General features: G+C 72.4%; 18 protein-coding genes. 14 read left to right on the forward strand and 4 right to left on the reverse strand.

Features of this window, described 5'->3' with window-relative positions; genetic code table 11:
- Nucleotides 1-116: 116 nt before the first annotated feature.
- The 4 genes from aceE to VK611_02255 all read left to right on the forward strand — a co-directional run bounded on the left by aceE (nt 117) and on the right by VK611_02255 (nt 6,796).
- Entirely contained in the window at nt 117-2,843 is a 2,727-nt protein-coding gene (gene aceE / locus VK611_02240) for a pyruvate dehydrogenase (acetyl-transferring), homodimeric type (protein ID HMG40110.1), read from the forward strand.
- Nucleotides 2,844-2,934: 91 nt separating this feature from the next.
- The gene (locus VK611_02245; protein HMG40111.1) at nt 2,935-4,854 is read left to right on the forward strand and encodes an acyltransferase family protein; all 1,920 of its coding nucleotides are present in this window, start codon (nt 2,935-2,937) and stop codon (nt 4,852-4,854) included.
- 45 nt (nt 4,855-4,899) lie between these two features.
- Entirely contained in the window at nt 4,900-5,481 is a 582-nt protein-coding gene (locus VK611_02250; GenBank protein HMG40112.1) for an HhH-GPD-type base excision DNA repair protein, read from the forward strand.
- A 94-nt stretch (nt 5,482-5,575) separates the two neighbouring features.
- On the forward strand, nt 5,576-6,796 hold the full coding sequence (locus tag VK611_02255) for an amidohydrolase family protein (GenBank protein HMG40113.1): 1,221 nt from the start codon (nt 5,576-5,578) through the stop codon (nt 6,794-6,796).
- 68 nt (nt 6,797-6,864) lie between these two features.
- Here the strand turns inward: VK611_02255 and VK611_02260 are convergent, their stop codons facing one another.
- Nucleotides 6,865-7,626, reverse strand: coding sequence for a CocE/NonD family hydrolase (locus tag VK611_02260; protein ID HMG40114.1), 762 nt, complete (start codon nt 7,624-7,626; stop codon nt 6,865-6,867).
- A gap of 43 nt (nt 7,627-7,669) precedes the next feature.
- Nucleotides 7,670-7,885, reverse strand: coding sequence for a hypothetical protein (locus VK611_02265; protein ID HMG40115.1), 216 nt, complete (start codon nt 7,883-7,885; stop codon nt 7,670-7,672).
- Between the two features lie 167 nt (nt 7,886-8,052).
- Here VK611_02265 and VK611_02270 point away from each other — a divergent pair, with 167 nt between their 5' ends.
- Both VK611_02270 and VK611_02275 read left to right on the forward strand, forming a co-directional pair.
- On the forward strand, nt 8,053-9,858 hold the full coding sequence (locus VK611_02270; protein ID HMG40116.1) for an ABC transporter ATP-binding protein: 1,806 nt from the start codon (nt 8,053-8,055) through the stop codon (nt 9,856-9,858).
- A complete protein-coding gene (locus VK611_02275) occupies nt 9,855-11,801 on the forward strand; it encodes an ABC transporter ATP-binding protein (protein ID HMG40117.1) in 1,947 nt (648 codons plus the stop codon). Before VK611_02270 ends, VK611_02275 begins: the two co-directional genes overlap by 4 nt.
- Here VK611_02275 and VK611_02280 read toward each other — a convergent pair.
- Together VK611_02280 and VK611_02285 are read right to left on the reverse strand one after the other, a co-directional pair.
- Nucleotides 11,798-12,211, reverse strand: coding sequence for a hypothetical protein (locus tag VK611_02280; protein ID HMG40118.1), 414 nt, complete (start codon nt 12,209-12,211; stop codon nt 11,798-11,800). The genes VK611_02275 and VK611_02280 overlap by 4 nt on opposite strands.
- A 69-nt stretch (nt 12,212-12,280) precedes the next feature.
- Nucleotides 12,281-13,396, reverse strand: coding sequence for an acyl-CoA dehydrogenase family protein (locus VK611_02285; protein HMG40119.1), 1,116 nt, complete (start codon nt 13,394-13,396; stop codon nt 12,281-12,283).
- A 70-nt stretch (nt 13,397-13,466) separates the two neighbouring features.
- Here VK611_02285 and VK611_02290 point away from each other — a divergent pair, with 70 nt between their 5' ends.
- The 8 genes from VK611_02290 (at nt 13,467) to VK611_02325 (ending at nt 17,597) form a co-directional block, all read left to right on the forward strand.
- Nucleotides 13,467-13,742: a type II toxin-antitoxin system prevent-host-death family antitoxin gene (locus tag VK611_02290; protein ID HMG40120.1), complete on the forward strand. Its 276-nt coding sequence runs from the start codon at nt 13,467-13,469 to the stop codon at nt 13,740-13,742.
- A complete protein-coding gene (locus VK611_02295; GenBank protein HMG40121.1) occupies nt 13,739-14,152 on the forward strand; it encodes a type II toxin-antitoxin system VapC family toxin in 414 nt (137 codons plus the stop codon). Before VK611_02290 ends, VK611_02295 begins: the two co-directional genes overlap by 4 nt.
- A gap of 64 nt (nt 14,153-14,216) precedes the next feature.
- Nucleotides 14,217-14,936: a hypothetical protein gene (locus VK611_02300; GenBank protein ID HMG40122.1), complete on the forward strand. Its 720-nt coding sequence runs from the start codon at nt 14,217-14,219 to the stop codon at nt 14,934-14,936.
- A gap of 89 nt (nt 14,937-15,025) precedes the next feature.
- Nucleotides 15,026-15,898: a DUF4878 domain-containing protein gene (locus tag VK611_02305; GenBank protein ID HMG40123.1), complete on the forward strand. Its 873-nt coding sequence runs from the start codon at nt 15,026-15,028 to the stop codon at nt 15,896-15,898.
- 17 nt (nt 15,899-15,915) lie between these two features.
- Complete coding sequence (locus VK611_02310) at nt 15,916-16,542, forward strand: MBL fold metallo-hydrolase (GenBank protein HMG40124.1); 627 nt, start codon at nt 15,916-15,918, stop codon at nt 16,540-16,542.
- 19 nt (nt 16,543-16,561) lie between these two features.
- A complete protein-coding gene (locus VK611_02315; protein HMG40125.1) occupies nt 16,562-16,957 on the forward strand; it encodes a hypothetical protein in 396 nt (131 codons plus the stop codon).
- Between the two features lie 38 nt (nt 16,958-16,995).
- Nucleotides 16,996-17,226 (forward strand): type II toxin-antitoxin system Phd/YefM family antitoxin, encoded by a 231-nt coding sequence (locus tag VK611_02320; protein HMG40126.1) that lies wholly within the window; start codon nt 16,996-16,998, stop codon nt 17,224-17,226.
- The gene (locus VK611_02325) at nt 17,196-17,597 is read left to right on the forward strand and encodes a type II toxin-antitoxin system VapC family toxin (protein ID HMG40127.1); all 402 of its coding nucleotides are present in this window, start codon (nt 17,196-17,198) and stop codon (nt 17,595-17,597) included. The genes VK611_02320 and VK611_02325 overlap by 31 nt, the downstream gene beginning before the upstream one ends.
- Nucleotides 17,598-17,809 lie beyond the last annotated feature (212 nt).

A 17,809-nucleotide genomic window follows, 5' to 3' on the forward strand; every position in this document is an offset into this window, starting at 1 on the left:
AAGCTAATGCGTGCCCGCCACCGCACCGGGACCCCCGGCCTCCAGGGGAGCCCGAGGAGCGGGATCATGCCGGGCCACGTGACGGGGACCCCACTTACGGCGGGCACAATGGGGCGATGATCATCGACGGGTTCGTGCACCAGCTCCCCGACATCGACCCCGGTCAGACGCAGGAATGGCTCGACTCCCTCGACGCGGTCGTCGACGCCGGCGGCAAGAGCCGCGCCCGCTTCCTCATGTCGAAGCTCCTCGAACGGGCACGCGAGCTCCAGATCGGCAGCCCCGCATCGGTGTCGACGCCCTACGTCAACACGATCCCGCCCGAGGAGGAACCCTGGTTCCCCGGCGACTTCGAGCTCGAACGCCGCATCCGGGCCTTCATCCGCTGGAACGCGGCGGTGATGGTGATCAAGGCCAACAAGCACGCCGACGGCATCGGCGGCCACCTGTCCACGTTCGCCTCCTCGGCGTCGCTCTACGACGTCGGCTTCAACTGGTTCTTCCGCGGCAAGGAGGACGGCCTCGCCGGCGACGCCGTCTACATCCAGGGCCACGCCGCCCCCGGCGTCTACGCCCGCGCCTACCTCGACGGCCGCCTCACCGAGGAGCAGCTCGACGGCTTCCGCCAGGAGGTCCAGGGCCACGGCCTCTCCAGCTACCCCCACCCCCGCCTGATGCCGGGCTTCTGGGAGTACCCCACGGTGTCGATGGGCCTCGGCCCCCTCAACTCGATCTACCACGCAAGGTTCCTCCGCTACCTGCACAACCGCCAGATCGACGACACCAGCAGCAGCCGGGTCTGGTGCTTCATCGGCGACGGCGAGTGCGACGAGCCGGAGACCCTCGGCGCCCTCACGCTCCCCGCCCGCGAGCAGCTCGACAACCTCATCTGGGTCGTCAACTGCAACCTGCAGCGCCTCGACGGCCCCGTACGCGGCAACGGCAAGGTCATCCAGGAGCTCGAGGCCCTCTTCCGCGGCGCCGGCTGGAACGTCATCAAGGTCGTCTGGGGCTCGCGCTGGGACGAGCTGCTCCTGAAGGACCGCGACGGCGTCCTGCTCAACAAGATGAACTCCACGGTCGACGGCGAGTTCCAACGCTACGCGGTCGAGTCCGGGGCCTACATCCGCGAGCACTTCTTCGGCCCCGACCCCCGCCTGCGCAAGATGGTGGAACACCTCTCCGACGACGACCTGCGCACCCTCCCCCGCGGCGGCCACGACTACCGCAAGCTCTACGCCGCCTACAAGGCCGCCACCGAGCAGGTGGGCGCGCCCACCGTCATCCTGGCGAAGACCATCAAGGGCTGGACGCTCGGCCCCGACGTCGAGGGCCGCAACGCCACCCACCAGATCAAGAAGATGACCGTCGAGCAGCTGCGGGCCATGCGCGCCCGCCTGTTCCTCGACGACGTCATCCCCGAGGACGCCCTGGCCGACGGCAAGGAGCCGCCCTACCTGCGCTTCGAGCCCGGTTCGGTGGAGCACACCTATCTGATCGACCGCCGCCGCCAGCTCGACGGCCCGCTCCCCCAGCGCCTCACGGAGACGAAGCGGCCGGTGACGATGCCGGGCGAGTCGACCTTCACCGAGGTGATGGCCGGGTCCGGCAAGCAGGAGGTGTCGACCACGATGGCCTTCACCCGCCTGCTGCGGAACCTGTGCCGCGACCCCCAGTTCGGGTCCCGCGTCGTGCCGATCATCCCGGACGAGGCCCGCACCTTCGGCATGGACGCCCTGTTCAAGGAGTTCAAGATCTACGCCGCGCAGGGCCAGGTCTACGAGCCGGTCGACGCCCAGCTGCTGCTCTCCTACACCGAGGCCCGCAACGGCCAGATCCTGGAGGAGGGCATCACCGAGGCCGGCTCGCTGGCCAGCTTCATCGCCGCCGGCACCTCGTACGCGCACCGCGGCGTGCCGATGGTGCCGTTCTTCACCTTCTACTCGATGTTCGGCTTCCAGCGGATCGGCGACCTGATCTGGTCGGCCGCCGACTCCCGGGCCCGTGGCTTCCTCCTCGGCGCCACCGCCGGGCGCACCACGCTGCTCGGCGAGGGCCTCCAGCACCAGGACGGCCACAGCCACGTGCTGGCCAGCACCGTGCCGACGGTCGAGGCGTGGGACCCGGCGTTCGCCTACGAGATGGCGACGATCATCCACCACGGCCTGCACGAGATGCTGGCCGACGAGCGCGACGTCATCCACTACCTCACGCTCTACAACGAGAACTACCTGATGCCGCCGCTGCCGGTCCCGGCCGAGGACGACGAGGACCCCGAGCGCGTCACCCGGGGGATCATCGAGGGCATCTACCGCTGGTCGGACGCCCCCGAGGGGCCCGACTCGCGGGCGACGATCCTGTTCTCCGGCACCGCCCAGGGCGCCGTCCGCGCCGCCCAGAAGGAGCTGGCCGAGCGCTGGGACGTCGGCGCCGAGCTGTGGTCGGTCACCTCCTACAAGCGGCTGCGTGAGCAGGCGCTGGAGACCGAGCGCTGGAACCGCCTCCATCCCACGGACACGCCTCGCACGCCGCTCGTCACCCAGCGCCTCGGTGCCGAGGGCGGCCCGATCGTCGCCGTCACCGACTTCATGAAGATGGTCCCCGACCAGGTGGCCCGGTGGGTGCGGAGCCCGTTCGTGCCGCTGGGCACCGACGGCTTCGGTCGCTCCGACACCCGGGAGCAGCTGCGCTGGTTCTTCGAGGTCGACATGCCCCACGTGGTGGTCGCCACCCTGTGGGCGCTGGCCCGCCAGGGCGAGGTGAAGACGGAGGTCGTCGCCGAGGCGATCGCGCACTACGGCATCGACGCCGACCGGGTCGACCCCCGCGCCCACGACCTCTGACGCCACCTCCGACCCCCGCCACATAGCGCCTGGTCACGCATAGCGGGCATTACACCGCCGTGCGTGGTGGGTTGGGTACATTGCCCTTCTGGTGTCCTCATCCCGTCGCGCGTTCGGCTACCTTCCCGCGCTCGACGGCCTGCGCGCCCTCGCGGTGGCCGCCGTCGTGGCCTACCACCTGGGCTACAGCGCGGTCCCGGGCGGCTACATCGGGGTCGAGGTGTTCTTCGTCCTGTCCGGCTGGCTGGTGTGCGCGCTGCTCCACACCGAGCGCGAGCAGACCGGCCGGATCGACCTCCGGCAGTTCTGGCTGCGCCGGGCCCGACGCCTGCTCCCCGCGGTCACCGTCGTCATCACGGCGACCCTGGTCGGAGCGACGCTGGCGCACTACGACCGCTTCGTCAGCCTGCGCGGCGACGCCCTGGCGTCGCTGGGCTACGTCCTCAACTGGCGGCTGATCTTCACCGAGCAGTCGTACTTCGCCGCCGCGGCGGGCCCGTCGCCGCTGCAGCACCTCTGGTCGCTGTCGATCGAGGAGCAGTTCTACCTGGCCCTGCCGCTGCTGCTCGGCGCGATCCTGGCCTTCCGGCCGACCGCCCGGCACGGGGCCATGCTGCTGCTGGGCGCGGCGCTCGTGTCGACCGCGTGGCGGTTCGCGCTGGAGGCACCGGGCGTCGACCCCTCGCGCATCTACTACGGCACCGACACCCGGGCCGCCGGCCTCCTGATCGGCGCCACCCTGGCGATGGTGTGGGTGCCGAGCCGGCTGCGCCAGGTGCCGGGACGTTGGGCGGCCCCGGTGCTCGACCTGGTGGCCCTGGCGGCGCTGGTGGTGGTCGGCCGCTACACGCTCGACGTCAGCGAGCACGACCCGGACGCCTTCGGGATGGGGCTCAGCACCGTGCAGCTGGCGACGGTCGTGCTGATCGCGGTGGTGGTCCACCCGGTGCAGGGGCTGGTGGCGAAGGGCCTGTCGCTGGCGCCGCTGCGCTGGGTGGGCCAGCGTTCGTACGGCATCTACCTGTGGCACTGGCCGATCGTCGTGGCGCTGGCGGTCGCGCCGGGCGAGCAGCCGGAATCGCCGCTGCGGTCGGCCGGCATGGTCGTCCTCACGCTGCTGCTGGCGGGCGCGTCGTACCGCTGGGTGGAGCAGCCCATCCGCCAGCGAGGCTTCCTCCAGTCGCTCGACGACCTGCGGCGCTGGCTGCCCGGCGAGATGCTGCGGCGCCCGCTGTTCGGTGCGCTGGCATCCGGGGCGACGCTGCTGACGCTGGCCGCGGTCGCCGTCACCGGCCACCACCTGGTGACCACGCCCCCCGACGTGGGCCTCACCTCGGAGATGGCGGGCGCCCCGATCGGCGACACGCTCCCGCCGCCCACCACCGTCGCCCCGCAGGCGGCGCCCGTGAGCCCGGGCCAGTCGGCGTCGGCGGCCGGTCAACCGCAACCCGTGCCCGCCCAGGTCGCGCCGCCGCCGACGCTGCCCCCGCCCGTCCCGCTGCCGCCGATCACCGGCATCGGCGACTCGGTGATGCTGGGCGCCGCCCCGGCCCTCAGCGCCCGCCTCGGCCCGACGCTGCAGGTGGAGGCGAAGGTGGGCCGGCAGATGGTCGACACACCCGGCCTGGTCGCCGACCTCGCCGACCACGGCCGCCTCGGCGACGTGGTCGTCCTCCACCTGGGCGCCAACGGGCCGTTCCCGGACGAGGCCATCGACGACATCGTCGACATCGCCGGGAGGCGGCAGCTCCTGCTGGTCAACGTGAAGGTGCCGCGCCGCTGGGAGGGCGAGGTCAACGACCGGATCGACGCCGCCGTCGACCGCCACCATGAGATCACGCTGGTCGACTGGCGCCACGTCGCCGACGCCGAGCCCGGCCTGCTGACCCGCGACGGCTACCACCTGACCCCCGTCGGCGCCCAGCGCTACACCGACGTGGTCGCCGCGGCCGTCACCGAGGCGCTGAAGCCGAAGCCGAAGTCGGGCCGGCTCGGCCACCGGCCCTTCTGAGGTAGCGACTCCGAGGTAGCGACCGGCCGCTACGGTGATCGGCCTATGAGCACGCCGACCCTGCCGGTGACGGGTGAGCCGGCCGCCGATCAGCTCCTCATCGACGACCCGCTGGCCCTCCTCCTCGGCATGCTGCTCGACCAGCAGTTCCCGATGGAGCGGGCCTTCGTGGCGCCCTACCGGCTGCAGGAGCGCCGGGGCCGCAAGCTCGACGCCGCCGACCTGGCCACCGCCGACCCCGAGGAGATCGCCGCGGTCTTCCGGCAGCCGCCCGCCCTGCACCGCTACTGGGGTGCGATGGCGAAGCGGACGCAGGCGCTGTGCCAGATCCTGGTCGACGAGTACGGCGGCGACGCCGATGCCCTGTGGCGCGACGCTCCGACCGGCGCCGAGCTGCTCAAGCGGCTGCGGGCCCTGCCCGGGTTCGGTGCCGAGAAGTCGAAGATCTTCATGGCCCTGCTGGCGAAGCGCTTCGACGTCCGGCCCGAGGGCTGGGAGAAGGCGGCGAGCCCGTTCGACGACGACGAGCCCCGCTCCGTCGCCGACATCGACACGCCCGAGAACTTCAAGCGGGTCCGGGCCTGGAAGCAGGCCAAGCGGGCCGCGGGGAAGACCAAGCAAGAGTAGGTAGCGGTCAACGCGGCGAAGCCGCCCTTGACACCGCTGGGGGCGGCGGCGGGGAGGTCGGCATGGGTAACGACCTCCGGCCACACTGGGCGGCATGGGTCAACGCCTGCTCTTCCACGGTGGCCGGGTGTTCGACGCCGTGGGCGCCGAACCGAACGCAGCCGACGCCGACATCGTCGTCGAGGACGACCGCATCGTGGAGGTGGGCCCCGGCCTCGACGGCGACGTGGCGGTCGACTGCACCGGCACGACGCTGGTGCCGGGCCTGTTCGACTGCCACACCCACGTGATGATCAGCCAGTTCGACCTGTGGAAGATGGCCCAGACGCCGTTCTCGCTGCAGTTCTTCGAGGCGGCGAAGAACCTGGAAGCCACCCTGCGCATCGGGATCACCAGCATCCGCGACGCCGGGGGTGCCGACCTCGGCGTGAAGACCGCCGTGGAGCAGGGCCTGGTCGACGGCCCCCGCATGCAGATCTCGCTCACGATGCTCAGCCAGACCGGCGGCCACGCCGACAAGTGGATGGTGTGCGGCGGCCACTTCCCCAGCCCCTTCGGGATGACGCACCCGGGCAAGCCGGGCGCGATCGTCGACGGGCCGCTGGAGATGCGCAAGAAGGTGAGGGAGCTCGTCCGGGCGGGCGCCGACGTGATCAAGCTGGCGGCCAGCGGCGGCGTCCTGTCGCCCCGCGACGACCCCCGCCACGGCCACTTCCGCGACGACGAGCTGGAGGCCGCCGTCGAGGAGGCCACCGCGGCCGGGCTCTGGGTGATGGCCCACGCCCAGGCGACCGAGGGCATCAAGGCGTCGATCCGGGCGGGCATCCGGTCGATCGAGCACGGCATCTACCTCGACGACGAGGCGATCGGGATGATGCTGGAGAACGGCACCTACCTGGTGCCCACGCTCCTGGCGCCTCGGGGCGTCATCGACGCGGCCGCGGCCGGCGCCAACGTGGCCGACGAGAGCCTGCGGAAGGCCGAGATGGTCGTCGAGGAGCATGCCGACTCCGTGTCCCGGGCCATCGCCGCCGGGGTGAAGGTAGCGATGGGCACCGACTCGGGCGTCACGCCCCACGGGGAGAACCTGCGTGAGCTGCCCCTCATGGTCGAGCGGGGCCTGACGCCGGCCCAGTCGCTGGTGGCGACGTCCCGCACCGCGGCCGAGCTGCTGGGAGTGGACGCCGAGCTGGGCACCCTCGAGCCGGGCAAGCGGGCCGACATCGTGATGGTCGACGGCGACGCCCTCGACGTCGACAACCTCGGTGACCGCGTCCGAGCGGTGTGGAAGGACGGCGAGCAGGTCGCCGGCTGACGGCGAACCAACCGAAACTGCGTGGCTGGCGGCCGCAATAGGGCCGTGAGCCACGCAATTTCGAGGGGTCAGCGGCGGAGGAGGTGGCGTTGGCGGTCGAGCCAGCCCAGCAGCACGGCGACCGCCCGGGGGTCGTGGCGCAGGCGGTGGCCGGCGCCGGTGACGAACCGCAGCTCGCCGGAGCCGTGGGCGTCGACCAGCACCCGGGCGTCGAACGGCGGCACCACGTCGTCGTCGCTGCCGTGGGCCACGAGCAGCGGCCGGGGCGCGTACTCCTGCACGCAGGCGATGGCCCGGATCGCCCGGAACTCCTTCGACCAGGAGTCGAGCGACTGCGGGAACGCGGCGTCGGTGATCAGGCCCACCTCGCGGCTGTGCTGCAGCAACCGCCGGGGCTGCGAGGCCCAGTCGTCGAAGTCGGCGGGCGCCCCCAGCGCGGCGACGCCCCGGATGCGGTCGTCGCGGGCGCCGGCGCAGATCGCCAGCCCGCCGCTCGTCCCGAACCCCGCCAGCCACACGCCGAGCGGCCGCTCCTCCTTCTCCAGGTGGTCGACGGTGGCGGTGATGTCGTCGAGCCACCCGCCGATCGAGAACTGGCCCTCGGACCCGCTGCAACCCCGCAGCGCCACCGCGACGGCGATCCAGCCCATCTCGGCAGCGATGCGGTCGGCCAGCTCGGGCAGGCTGTTGGCCACCGTGGCGGCCGACTCGACCACCGTCGGGTAGCCGTGGATGAGCACCACGGCCGGCCAGACGCCGGACTGGCGCCCCTCGGGGCGGGCGATGTGCGCGACCAGGTTCAGCCCGTCGGACACCACCCGGTCGTCCATCACGGCCACGGCAGCCTCCCGCCGGCGCTCACCGGGGGTGGGCTCAGTCGGACGAGCGGACGCCTTCGCACTTGCCGCAACGTCGGTAGCCCCGGTTGCGCGCCTCGGGCAGCGTGTCGGGGCCGAAGCACAGGTAGGTCTCGGCCTTCACGAGCTCGTCGAGCACGTCGGGGGCGGTGCAGGCGTCGACGTCGTGGACGACCTGGCTGCGCTTGTCGCCGACCCACTGGTTGTGCTCGAAACGTCCGAGGCGCTCCATCACGCGGACGCTACACCGCTCCCCGAGAGAGTCCGAAACAAGTAGCGGGGCAATGACAGGAAAGCCTTACCTCAACCTGGCCATCCCCCGGCAGACCCATGCCAACCTCCCCGCCGCCGCCCCAAGAGGTGAAGGCTGCGCCTCCGCTGCCACACTGAACATCCGTCATGTCCACCCTCTCCACCAGCGCGCCCGGAGTCGCGCCCGACGAACCCGCAGCCTCGATGATGCGCCGTGGCGCGTCGCTGATCTGGGAGGCGATGCGCAGCCATCCCGGCCCCTTCGTGCTGGCCGTCGGCGGCTCGACGCTGTACGCGCTGATGGCGGTAGGTGGGTCGGTGGCGCTGGGCCGGGTGACCGACGAGGTGATCAGCCCGGGCTTCGAGGAGGGCGTCGACGGCACGACGATCGCGGCCGGTGGCGCGGCGATCATGGCGGTGGCCACTCTGCGGGCGGTCGGGGCGATGCTGCGCCGCTACTACGGCATGGACGCCAGCCTGCAGATGCAGAAGACCTGGTTCATGCGGGTGGTCGACAAGTACCTGTCGGTGCCGCTCGACTTCTTCGGCCGCCACCAGACCGGCACCCTGCTGGCCCACGCCGACGCCGACATCGAGCGCGCGGTCACCGCCCTCCAGCCGGTGCCGATGTCGATCGGTGTGGTGGTGCTGCTGGTGGCGGCGGTCGGCAGCCTGGGCGTGGTCGACCCGCTGCTGATGCTCGTCGGCCTGGCCCTGTTCCCGACGCTGGGCCTGCTCAACCGGGTCTACGCCCGCCGCATCGAGATCCCGGCGGCGGAGACCCAGAACCGGCTGGGCCGGGTGGCGGCGGTGGCCCACGAGTCGTTCGACGGCGCCCTGGTGGTGAAGACGCTCGGCCTCGAGCAGCGGGAGCAGGCCCGACTGGAGACCGAGGCCCAGGCGCTGCGCAACGCCCGCCTGGAGGTCGGCTGGCTGCGCGCCACCTTCGAGCCCGGCCTCGACACCCTGCCGCAGCTGGGCACCATCGTGCTGCTGGCGGTCGGGTCGTGGCGGGTGTCGACCGGTGCGCTCGACATCGGCGGCCTGGTGCAGGCGATGGCGCTGTTCGGCATCCTCGCGTTCCCGACCCGGGTGCTCGGCTACATGCTGGAGGAGCTGCCCCGGGCGGTCGTGTCGGTCGACCGGCTGCGCACGGTGCTCGCCTACCCCGCCCGCACCCGCCCGGCCGACGGCGAGGGCGAGCCGCTCCCGGACGGCCCGCTGGCGGCCGAGCTCGACGCCGTGCGCTTCGGCTACGACGACGCCGAGCCGGTGCTCGACGACTGCAGCCTGCGGGTCGAGCCCGGCGAGGTCGTGGCGCTGGTGGGGGCGACCGGGTCGGGCAAGTCCAGCCTGTGCCTGCTGCTGGCGCACCTCCACGACCCCGACGCCGGCGTGGTGCGGGTCGGCGACGTCGACCTGGCCCACGCCGATCCCGCCGGGGTGCGCCGGGGCGTGGCCCTCGCCTTCCAGGAGTCGTTCCTGTTCGTGGCCTCCGTGCGCGACAACCTGACCTTCGGCGAGGCGGGCATCGGCGACGCCGACCTGCGCTGGGCGCTGGAGGTGGCCCGCGCCGATCGCTTCGTCGCCCGCCTGCCCAACGGCCTCGACCACGTGGTCGGCGAGCGGGGCGTCACGCTGTCGGGTGGCCAGCGGCAGCGGCTGGCCCTCGCCCGGGCGCTGCTGCGTCGGCCCGGCCTGCTGCTGCTCGACGACGCCACCTCGGCGGTCGACCCGGTGATCGAGCAGCAGGTCCTGGCCAACCTGCGGGGCTCCCTGACCACCACCACGCTGATCGTCGCCCACCGCCTGTCGACCATCGCGGTGGCCGATCGGGTGCTGTTCCTGCAGGACGGCCGCATCGCCGCGTCGGGCCCCCACACCGAGCTGGTCGCCACCGTGCCCGCCTACGCCACCCTGGCCCGCGCCTACGAGCAGGACGACGTGGCGTGACGACGGTCGACAGGAACGGGCGGGAGCCGCGCGACGGGCGGGACGGGCGCGAGCCGGTCGACCCGCACGACGCCGCGGTCGAGGTGCTGCGCGACGCCGCGCCGGCCGGGGCGATCGACGAGGAGGCGCACCGGCCCGAGCCGACCCCCGAAGAGGAGCACATGGGCGACCTGGCCAGGGCCGGGGCCATCGCCGTCCTGCGCCGGGGCCTCGCCGTCACCCCCGAGCTGCGCGAGGGGCTGCGGCTCACGGTCCTGCTGGCCATCCTGACCGCGGCCGGGAAGCTGGTCCTGCCGATCCTCATCCAGCAGGTGCTCGACCGGGGCGTGCGGGGCGACCAGGGCTTCCGGCCCGCCTTCGTCTACGGCACCTCGGCCGCCACCGCGGTCGCGGTGATGCTCCTGTACCTGCTGGCCCGGGCCACCTACCTGCGGCTGGTGCGGGCCACCGAGGCGGCGCTGCTGGGCCTGCGCCTGCGGGCCTTCGAGCACATCCACAAGCTGTCGGTCGCCGAGCACAGCGACCAGCGCCGGGGCGCCCTCGTCGCCCGGGTGACCAGCGACGTCGAGACACTGGCCCAGTTCACCGAGTGGGGCGCCGTGGCCTGGATCGTCGACAACACCGTCATCGCCGGGGCGTTCGGCGTGATGGCGGTGTACGACTGGCGGCTGGCGCTGCAGACGATGCTGCTGTTCGTCCCGGTCGCGATCCTGCTCCCCTGGTTGCAGCGCCGGCAGCTCGCCGCCCAGGACGACGTCCGCACGGTGGTGGGCGAGACGTTCTCGGAGGTGTCGGAGGTGATCACCGGCGCCCCGCTCGTGCGGTCGTACGGCCTGGAGCCCCGCCGCCGACGCACCCTGGCCGACACCATCGAGCGCCAGTACGACGCCCGCATGCTGGCGTCGCGCTACTCGGCGATGACGCTGCCGCTGGCCGACATCTTCGGGGCGCTGGCGCTGGCCGGCGCCGTGGTGACCGGAGTTGCCTGGGGCCCGGGCTGGGGCCTCGACTTCGGCGAGCTGGTGGCCTTCCTGTTCCTCATCGGCCTGCTGCTGAACCCGCTGGGCGAGCTGGCGGAGATCGTCGACCGCACCCAGATCGGCATCGCCGGCTGGCGCAAGCTGCTCGGCGTGCTGGCCACCCCGATCGACGTGCCGGACCCCGACCCGGTCGACGGCGTCGAGATGCCGACGGGACCGCTGTCGATCGAGGCCGCGAACCTGCACTTCGCGTACCGCGACGGGGTGCCGGTGCTGCGCGACGTCGATCTGGTGGTGCCGGCCGGCCGGCGGGTGGCGGTGGTGGGCGAGACGGGGTCGGGCAAGACGACGTTCGCCAAGCTGCTGTGCCGCCTGGCCGACCCGACCGTGGGGACGCTGCGGATCGGCGGCGTCGACCTGCGCGACACCACGTCGGACAGCCGGCAGCGGGCCATCCGCCTGGTGCCCCAGGACGGGTTCCTGTTCGACGCCACCGTCGGCGACAACGTGCGGCTGGGCCGGATGGATGCCACCGACGACGAGGTGCGGGCGTCGTTCCGGTCGCTGGGGCTGGGCTGGTGGCTCGACGACCTGCCGTTCGGGCTCGCCACGCCGGTGGGTGAGCGGGGCGCCAACCTGTCGGTGGGCGAACGCCAGCTGGTGGCACTGGCCCGGGCGCAGCTCGGCAACCCCGGCCTGCTGGTGCTCGACGAGGCGACCTCGGCCGTCGACCCCGAGACCGAGCGGGCGCTCACCGTGGCACTTGCCCGCCTGGCGCAGGGGCGGACGATGGTGTCGATCGCGCACCGCCTGTCGACCGCCGAGGCCGCCGACGAGGTGATCGTCTTCGAGAGCGGTCGGGTGGTGGAGCACGGCCGCCACCACGACCTGGTGGCCGCGGGCGGCGTCTACGCCACGCTCTTCGAGAGCTGGCTGGGCAGCACCCGCACCGCCGACGACTAGGCCTTCGGGCCGATGGCGCCGATCTCGGCCAGGTAGTTGTGCAGCGACTCGACGACCAGCACGACGTCCTCGTCGACCACGTCGAGGCCCTCGGCCAGCAGCAAGGCGACGGCGTCGTCCTCGCTCACCACCACGTCGTCGCCGGGGCGGGGCTCCTCGCCCGGGTAGCCGAAGATGCCCTCGTCGCGCAGGTGGTCGAGCTCGGCCAGCACCAGCTCCCGCACCTCGTCGTAGGTGAGGCGGGCCTGGGCGTCGTCGGGGATGTCGTCGGCGACGTAGTCGACCGCCTCGTCGAGATCGAAGATCGTCGCCGGCGGCTCGTGCCCCAGCCGGAACGCCTCCCGCCCCACCGTGGCCGCCGCGACGGCGAACACGATCAGGGCGGCGAGGACGAAGAACAGCCAGATCACCCGGCCATTCTTAGCTTCTGTCTTCGCTCAGCCGGGCATGGCCGCCTGAGCGAAGACAGAACGAGGGCTTCAGATGCCCAGGCGCTGGGCGAGCAGCTCGCGGTGGTAGGTCGGGTCGCCGAAGAGCAGCTCCGACGACTTGGCCCGCTTGAAGTAGAGGTGCGCCGGGTGCTCCCAGGTGAAGCCGATGCCGCCGTGGATCTGGATGTTCTCGGCGGAGGCGTGGAAGTAGGCCTCGGAGCAGTAGGCCTTGGCCAGGCAGGCGACCTCGGGCAGCTCGTCGTTCAGCTCGGCGGCGCACCAGGCGGCGTAGTAGGCGGCCGACTTGGCCGACTCGACCTCGAGCAGCATGTCGGCGCACTTGTGCTTGATGGCCTGGAAGGAGCCGATCGGGCGACCGAACTGCACCCGGTCCTTGGCGTACTGCACGGCCATCTCCAGCACCTTCTGGGCGCCACCCACCTGCTCGGCGGCGAGGCCGACGGCGGCCAGGTCGAGCACCCGGTCCAGCGTCGTCCAGCCGGCGCCGTCGGTGCCGATCAGGGTGGCGGGCACCCCGGCGAGCTCGAGCTTGGCCTGCTTGCGGGTCTGGTCCATCGTCGACAGCGCCGTACGGGTGAGGCCCGGGGCGTCGCCGTCGACCTTGAACAGCGACGTCCCCGCGTCCGTCTTGGCGGCGACGATGATCACGTTGGCGACGTGGCCGTCGATCACGAACATCTTCGTGCCGTCGATCGTCCAGCCGTCGCCGCTCTTGGTGGCGGTGGCCTCGATGCCGCTCTCGTCCCAACGGCCGTTGGGCTCGGTGAACGCCAGGGTGGCGATGGTCTCGCCGGACGCGATGCCGGGGAGCAGGTCCTTCTGGGCGGCCTCGTCACCGGAGTGGAGCAGCGTGTTGGTGGCGAGCACGACGGTCGAGAAGAACGGGGCGCACACCAGGGCCCGGCCCATCTCCTCGAGCACCACGGTCAGCTCGACGTAGGTGAAGCCCTGGCCGCCGTGCTCCTCGGGCACGATCAGCGACTGGAGCCCCAGCTCGTTCGCCATCTGCGCCCACACCGCGGGGTCGTAGCCGTCGGTGGTGTCCATCTGCGTCCGCACCTCCGCCTCGGGCGACTTGGCCTCGAGGAACTGCCGGGTGATGCGCCGCAGCTCTTCCTGCTCTTCGGAGAAGGCGAAGTTCATGGTCGAGACGCTAGGCGTGGTCGTCGGACCGCGCCACCGGGCGCGTGTACACGCGTGCTACACCAGGGCCATGGAGCATGTCGGGATCCGGGAGCTGCGCAACAACGTCGCCGCGGTCGTCCGTCGGGCCGCGGCCGGCGAGCGGGTGGTCGTCACCGTCGACGGCGTCGCCACCGCCCAGCTGGGGCCGCTGGAGCCGGTGGGCGGGGTGACGCTCGACGACCTCGTCGCCGCGGGGCTGGCGCTACCACCGGGCCGGCGCGACCGACCGGACGTCGCCGACCTGGAGGACGTCCCCGTCGACGCCCGTCCCGACCGCGTCCTCGACGAGCTGCGCGGGTCGTGACGCTGTTCCTCGACACGTCGGCCCTGGTCCGTCGGTACGTCCACGGGCCCGACCAGGCACTGGTGGCCGACGCCATGGCCGCCGACGACGTGTGGTGCGCCTCGGCGCTGTGCCGCAGCGAGACCCTGCTGGCCCTGCACCGCCTGGCGGCGACTCCCAGCCAGCACGCCCGGCTGTGGAGCCGGCTGCGCGACGACTGGGACGCCTTCGTCGTCGTGCCGGTGGACGACCGCTGCCTGGCCCGGGCCGTCGAGCTGGGGGCGAGCTACGGCCTGCGGACCGTCGACGCCCTGCACCTCGCCGCCGCCGACCGCCTCCCTCGCCCGGCGAGCTACGCCACCTTCGACCGCCACCAGATCCCGGCGGCCGCCGCCCTCGGCTTCGACGTCCTGTCCCCCGTGGAGGCATGAGCGGCACGGAGGGAGTGGCTGGGTAGCCTCCGCGGCGGCGGGACCAGCCAGAAGGAAGCACTCCGTGTCCGAGAACCCGCCCGTCGAGCCCGATCCCGAGCAGCCGCGCCTCCCCGACGTCCCCCCGCCCCCGCCCCCGTCGCCGGACCCGGCGCCGGAGCCCGGCATCGACCCGGCACCGCCCACCCCCGAGCCGGAGCCCGTCGGAGCCGACGAGGTCCCGGACGTTCCCGCCGCCCCCGCCGCCCCCGACTCCCCCGAGGCCCCCGACTCCCCGGACCTCCCGCCGTCGCCCGATCGACCCGCCTCCCCGCTGTCGACCGGCTTCGGCAGCCCCGAGGAGCCGTTCGGGCGGCCGCCCAGCAGCGGAGGCGGAGGCCGCAAGGTCCTGCTGATCGTCGGCGGCCTCGTGGTGCTGGCGCTGATCGTCGGCGGCCTCCTCTTCGCCATGGGCGACAGTGACAGCGACGACTCCCCCGAGCAGGCCGTGCGCGACTTCTTCGATGCGTCGGAGGACAAGGACTGCGCCCGCCTCACCGAACTGGTCGTCGAGAAGTCGTGGTCGCAGGGCGGCACCGTCACCCGCGAGAACGCGATCGAGCAGTGCAGCGACGAGATGGAGGCCGGCCCGCCGCTCGACACCGAGCTGAAGTCGGTGGACACCAAGTCCGAGCAGGGCGACAAGGCCGTCGTCAGCGTGAACTACACCCTCGACGACGAGACCGTCGACACCGAGATCGACCTGGTCAAGGAAGACGGCGACTGGAAGATCGACAGCGTCTGACACGGAGGGTGACTGCGACACCGGGGTCCCGCCTGGCTACCCTCGGACGTTTCTGAGGAAACGAACCATACGAAGCTGAGGAAACCCCCGTGTCGCAGTTCCCCCCTGGCCCCCCACCGAACATCCCCCCGGGAGGCCAGCAGCCGCCCGGTCCACCGCAGCAGCCCCCGGGTCCGCCCGGCCAGCCGCCCGGCCAGCCCGGCTGGGGCGCCCCGCCGCCGGGCCCTGCCCCACAGCCCGGCTACCCGCCGCAGCAGCCGCCTGGTCCGCCCGGTCAGCCTCCGGGCCAGCCCGGCTGGGGGCAGCAGCCCTACCCGCCGGCCACGCCTCCCTCCGGCGGTGGCGGCGGTGGTGGCCTCAAGATCCTCATCGGCGTGGCCGTGGTGGCCGTCGTCGCGATCGGCGCCTTCCTCGTCCTGGGAGGCAGCGACAGCGGCAGCAGCCCGGAGGACGCCCTCAACGACTTCTTCGCCGCGGCCCAGGACGGTGACTGCGCCGGGATGATGGACCTGATCACCACCTCGTCGTTCGCCGGCGCCGACCTCGACCAGGTGCGCAGCGAGTGCGAGGCGTCGATCGAGGCCGGCGACAACATCTTCAGCCCGGGCGACTCGATCGACAGCATCGAGACGAAGTCGGAGGAGGGCAACACCGCCGTGCTCACGGTCGCCACCACCACCGACGGCGAGCAGACCACCGACGAGATCACCCTCCGCAAGGAGGACGGCGACTGGAAGATCGACTTCTCGGAGATCGGCAGCTCCGACGACTCCGGCGGTGGAGGCTCCGGCAGCTCTGACGGCTCCGGCGACTCCGGCGACCTCCCGACCGACGACAGCGTCGAGGTCCCCGACGTCTCGATCCCCGAGGACCTCGACCTGCCCGACGACATCCCGCCGGAGTGCGACTTCTCGTCGTCCGACTACGACCCGGACGCCTGCCTCGACGCGATGGGCGGCTGACCCGGGAGAATGAACCCATGACGACCGGTCCGACGCCCACCACCCTGCATGTCGACGACACTGCCTGGGAGATCCACAAGCTGGTCGTCGGACCGGTCGACAACAACGTGTTCGTGCTGCGCTGCAAGTCCACCGGCGACGCCGTCCTGCTCGACGCCGCCAACGAGCACGACAAGCTGCTGGAGCTGTGCCGGGCGCTCAACGTGCGGCAGGTGCTGGAGACCCACGGTCACTGGGACCACATCCAGGCCGTGCCCCAGCTGCGCGACGCCGGCTACTCCGTGCACGTCACCGCGGCCGACGCCGACATGCTGCCGTCGTACGACCAGGTGCTGGAGCACGACACGGTGATCGAGGTGGGCGACCTGCGGCTGCGCACGATCCTCACGCCGGGCCACACGCCCGGGTCGATCTGCTTCCGGCTGGAGGGCTCGCCGATCCTGTTCAGCGGCGACACCCTGTTCCCGGGCGGGCCGGGGAACACCAAGTTCCCGGGCGGCGACTTCCCCACGATCGTCACCTCGATCGAGGACCGCCTGTTCACGTTGCCGCCCGACATCCTGGTGCTGCCCGGCCACGGCGACGACACCACGATCGGCAACGAACGGCCCCACCTGCAGGAGTGGATCGACCGGGGCTGGTAGGGCTGGTAGGACCGCCGCCGTGACCGACCCCACCCGACCGCTCCGCTACGACGAGCGTCCTGTCGACGACACGCCCGTCCACACCGTCGACCTCCCACCCACGCCGGTGCGCGACCGCAACATCCCGGCGACGGCGTGGGTCGAGGCGCCCGACGAGCTGCTCCACCTGGGCGACGACCTGCCGGGCCGCCCCGTCGCCGAGTACAAGCGCCGCATCGGCCCGTGGCTGCTGTGGCGCTCCGGCGGTGCCACCAAGGCCGATGCCCGCTACTGGGCCGCCCTCGCCGACGACCTCGCCACCACCCACGTGTTCCGCCTCTACCCCGACGGCACCGGCACCGGCGAGGGCGCCGCCCACACCCGGCACACCCGCTTCCGCACCTGGAAGGAATCCCTCCGCGACGCCACGGTATGACGCCCGGACCTCGGACCGGACTGGACTAGACTTAGTCCATGGTGGTCAACATCCATCAAGCGAAGACCCACTTCTCGCGGTACGTCGACGCCGCTGCCGCCGGCGAGGACATCGTGATCGCCAAGGCGGGTCGGCCGGTGGCTCGACTGGTGCCGTACGTCGAGCGCGGTCCGGCGCGGCACCCGGGGCGGTGGGCCGGCCGGATGACCATCGCGGACGACTTCGACAGCACGCCCGCATGGCTGGTCGACGCGTTCGAGGGCGCGTGAACCTCCTACTCGACACGCACGCGTTCCTCTGGTGGCTCGAGGGCACGCACCTTCCGGAGGAGGTGGCCGCCCGGATCTCCGATCCCGAGCAACCGGTGGCGGTCAGCGCCGCATCGATCTGGGAAGCCTCGGTCAAGGAGGCCCTGGGGAAGCTCCACACACCTGAACCGCTCGTCGAGGTCGTCGCCGACGACGGGTTCCGGCCGCTCGCGATCAGCTTCGAGCACGCGGCGCGGGCCGCCGAGCTGCCGCCGCACCACCGCGATCCGTTCGATCGGATGCTGATCGCGCAGGCGCAGATCGAGGGGCTGACGATCGTCACGCACGACGCGCAGTTCGCCCGCTACGACGTCCCGATCCTGAGCTGCTGAGCCGGAAACCCATCTCCGCCGCTGGTTTGTCACGCCGGGGCCGCGCGTTCTGCCATCCTGGAGGTGCGCACCAGCGGCGGGCTCCGGCTGGCGCAACGAGGCGGTTCGGGCGCATCCGCGGACGGCGGTTGTGGCGGCACCGGCGATGGCGGCACCTGGGGCACCCGACAACGGTCGCGCGTCGACAGGTCCACGGGCTCGACCCAGGGAGG

The organism is Acidimicrobiales bacterium (assembly GCA_035316325.1).
In the GTDB taxonomy this organism is placed as follows: Bacteria; Actinomycetota; Acidimicrobiia; order Acidimicrobiales; family VFJN01; genus DASXTK01.

Coding starts and splice junctions, on each gene's coding strand:
- aceE (HMG40110.1), top strand. CDS start 117: ATGATCATCGACGGGTTCGTGCACCAGCTCCCCGACATCGACCCCGGT.
- VK611_02250 (HMG40112.1), top strand. CDS start 4,900: ATGAGCACGCCGACCCTGCCGGTGACGGGTGAGCCGGCCGCCGATCAG.
- VK611_02255 (HMG40113.1), top strand. CDS start 5,576: ATGGGTCAACGCCTGCTCTTCCACGGTGGCCGGGTGTTCGACGCCGTG.
- VK611_02260 (HMG40114.1), bottom strand. CDS start 7,626: ATGGACGACCGGGTGGTGTCCGACGGGCTGAACCTGGTCGCGCACATC.
- VK611_02265 (HMG40115.1), bottom strand. CDS start 7,885: ATGGAGCGCCTCGGACGTTTCGAGCACAACCAGTGGGTCGGCGACAAG.
- VK611_02270 (HMG40116.1), top strand. CDS start 8,053: ATGTCCACCCTCTCCACCAGCGCGCCCGGAGTCGCGCCCGACGAACCC.
- VK611_02285 (HMG40119.1), bottom strand. CDS start 13,396: ATGAACTTCGCCTTCTCCGAAGAGCAGGAAGAGCTGCGGCGCATCACC.
- VK611_02290 (HMG40120.1), top strand. CDS start 13,467: ATGGAGCATGTCGGGATCCGGGAGCTGCGCAACAACGTCGCCGCGGTC.
- VK611_02310 (HMG40124.1), top strand. CDS start 15,916: ATGACGACCGGTCCGACGCCCACCACCCTGCATGTCGACGACACTGCC.
- VK611_02320 (HMG40126.1), top strand. CDS start 16,996: ATGGTGGTCAACATCCATCAAGCGAAGACCCACTTCTCGCGGTACGTC.
- VK611_02325 (HMG40127.1), top strand. CDS start 17,196: ATGGCTGGTCGACGCGTTCGAGGGCGCGTGAACCTCCTACTCGACACG.